The sequence below is a fragment of the Elusimicrobiota bacterium genome (assembly GCA_018816525.1).
Taxonomy (GTDB): domain Bacteria; phylum Elusimicrobiota; class Endomicrobiia; order CG1-02-37-114; family XYA2-FULL-39-19; genus OXYB2-FULL-48-7.
In genome coordinates this window covers 1-2,408 of record JAHIVV010000043.1, presented here as the reverse complement: position 1 = coordinate 2,408, position 2,408 = coordinate 1, and the positions used below count along the sequence as shown (strand labels likewise).

3 protein-coding genes are annotated in these 2,408 nt (G+C 35.2%); all 3 read left to right on the top strand.

The genetic code is table 11. The annotated features are described in order from the left end of the window. Positions 1-872, top strand: an 872-nt coding sequence (locus KKH91_04440) for a hypothetical protein (GenBank protein ID MBU0952057.1), incomplete at its 5' end; no start/stop codon positions are given. 11 nt (positions 873-883) lie between these two features. Then, entirely contained in the window at positions 884-1,372 is a 489-nt protein-coding gene (locus KKH91_04435; GenBank protein MBU0952056.1) for an NYN domain-containing protein, read from the top strand. 112 nt (positions 1,373-1,484) lie between these two features. Next, positions 1,485-2,234 (top strand): AAA family ATPase, encoded by a 750-nt coding sequence (locus tag KKH91_04430; protein ID MBU0952055.1) that lies wholly within the window; start codon positions 1,485-1,487, stop codon positions 2,232-2,234. Positions 2,235-2,408 lie beyond the last annotated feature (174 nt).

The following is a 2,408-nucleotide window of genomic DNA, read 5'->3' as shown; positions in this document are numbered from 1 at the left end:
TTAAATCCAAAAAAGAAACACAAAGAATCATTTCAGACTGGGCTGAAGAAAATATTGATAACTTACCTAAAACGGTTATATCTGGGGATAAAACCATTAAATCAACAAATTATGAATTGCAGAAAACATTTGAATATTTCGTAAAAAAGAATTTAATACCTTTTTATCCAGAAGATAGATCTATAGGACGTGTTAGGGAATCAATATATCGTTTTTTTGAAAATGAATTCAAGATGAAATACGAGGAAGTTCAAAATGAGATTATAAAAATTGCTTTGAGCGATAAAAACGTCCAACATTTTGTTAATGTGATAGATTTATCTAAAGAAGAATATAAAAACGAGGTTATTAAACGACAGTCAGAAATTGAATATCAAAAGGATTGGAATATACCGGAGTCAATAAGTTATACTAGTGATTACGTTGAACAAAAAGGGAAAAAATCCATACTACAACCTTTTTATACCGATGGAAAGTGGAAACCAGAAAACGCTTTCATAGAATATTTGAATAAATCTGAAAAAATAGAATGGTGGTTCAAAAATGGTGACAGAGACGCAACCTTTTTTGCTGTTCCTTATAACGATAGCGGAGATAAACCTTTCTATGTTGATTTTATTGTAAAATTTAAAAATGGGCAAATAGGCCTATTTGATACAAAGTCAGGAATGACATTAAAAATTGCCGGACCAAAAATTGATGGACTGTCAGAGTACATAAATAATGAAAACAAAAAGGGAAACAAGCTTTTTGGCGGGATAGTTACGAACACTGATTCAAAAGATTTCAAAGGAAGATGGGTTTATTTTGACAAACAGAGCAAAGAATTGAAAAATGATGATTTTAGTAACTGGGCGACTTTGGAAATGTAAAAACAAATACTATGAAAATCATTCAGAATAATTATGCGTTTATTGATAGTCAAAACTTGAATTTAGCTATTCGTGGGCTTGGATGGTTTCTTGATTTTCGGCGTTTTAGAGTGTATTTGAATGACAAATACGGCGTAAAAAAGGCGTTTCTTTTTATTGGTTATGTGAGCACAAATCAAAGTCTATATACTTCGTTACAGGAAGCTGGCTATATATTAGTTTTTAAACCTACCCTCTATCTGCCAAAAGGAAAAGTCAAGGGCAATGTAGATGCAGAATTAGTTTTACACACTATGATAGAATATCCAAATTATGAGAAAGCTATTATTGTTACGGGTGATGGTGATTTCTTCTGTTTAGTAGAATACCTCAAAAAACAAGATAGGCTGTTAAAATTGATGATTCCTGACCAGAATCAATATTCGTCACTGCTAAGGAAGTTTATGGATGATATTGTTTTTGTGAGCAGTTTGAAAGGCAAGCTGGAGTTTAACAAATAAAAAAAGGAGGCATTAACCTTCGGACGAACCTTAGGTGTGTCCTCCCATCGTGATTCACTATAATTATAAGCCATTTTTGTGAATTTGTCAAGCGATTTTTTAAAAAAATATTATGACAAAACGAATTGCAGTGGCGGGAAAAGGCGGAGTGGGAAAAACAACTTTTTGCGCGCTGATAATAAGACAACTTCTTAAACACAACCTTAAGCCTATTTTGGCCGTTGATGCTGACCCCAATTCCAACCTTGGCGACCTGCTTAACATAAAATACGACACTACGATTGCCGATATCCGCGATACTATAAAAGAGAACAAAAACCTACCTCCAAATATGGCCAAGAGCGACTATGTGGATATGAAGCTCAATGAAATAATTTCTGAAGGCGAAGGTATTGATTTTATCGCTATGGGCCGGCCGGAAGGGAAAGAATGCTATTGTTACATCAACGAGCTTCTGCGCGGGTTCCTTTCCAGGATAACCAAGCAGTATGCCGTTACTATTGTTGATAATGAAGCCGGGATGGAGCATCTTTCGCGCAGAACTACAGATAATGTGGATGCGCTTTTTATTGTGACTGACCCGACAGTGGTAAGTATTAATTCCGCAAAAAAAGTTCACGAAACTGCAAAAGGCCTCAAACTTAAAATAGAAAAAACTTACCTTGTGCTCAATAGGGCAAAAAAGAACGCTGATGCTGCATCAATTTTAAAAAGTGCGCCTATAGAACTAATCGGCACACTCCCTTATGAGGAGACCATAATTTCCAAAAGCGAAAACGGCGAACCCTTGTCCGGACTTTCTGAAACCGACCCCTATTTACTTGAACTAGAAAAAATTCTCAAAAACTCCGGAATAGTTTGATTTAAAATTCTTTTATTTATATAATAAGTGCGTTCACGTGTGTCCAAATTAGGATTGAAAAAGCCTGAACTATTCCCTATAATGGTGTGATTCAAAACCATGCCAAAACCCGATTACTGTCGGGTCTACAAGGAGGTTCAGGCTTATGAATCATCATACATTATTCGGACAATT

What these genes read in the sequence shown, in the direction of transcription:
- KKH91_04435 (MBU0952056.1), top strand. Translation starts at nt 884, where the DNA reads ATGAAAATCATTCAGAATAATTATGCGTTTATTGATAGTCAAAACTTG.
- KKH91_04430 (MBU0952055.1), top strand. Translation starts at nt 1,485, where the DNA reads ATGACAAAACGAATTGCAGTGGCGGGAAAAGGCGGAGTGGGAAAAACA.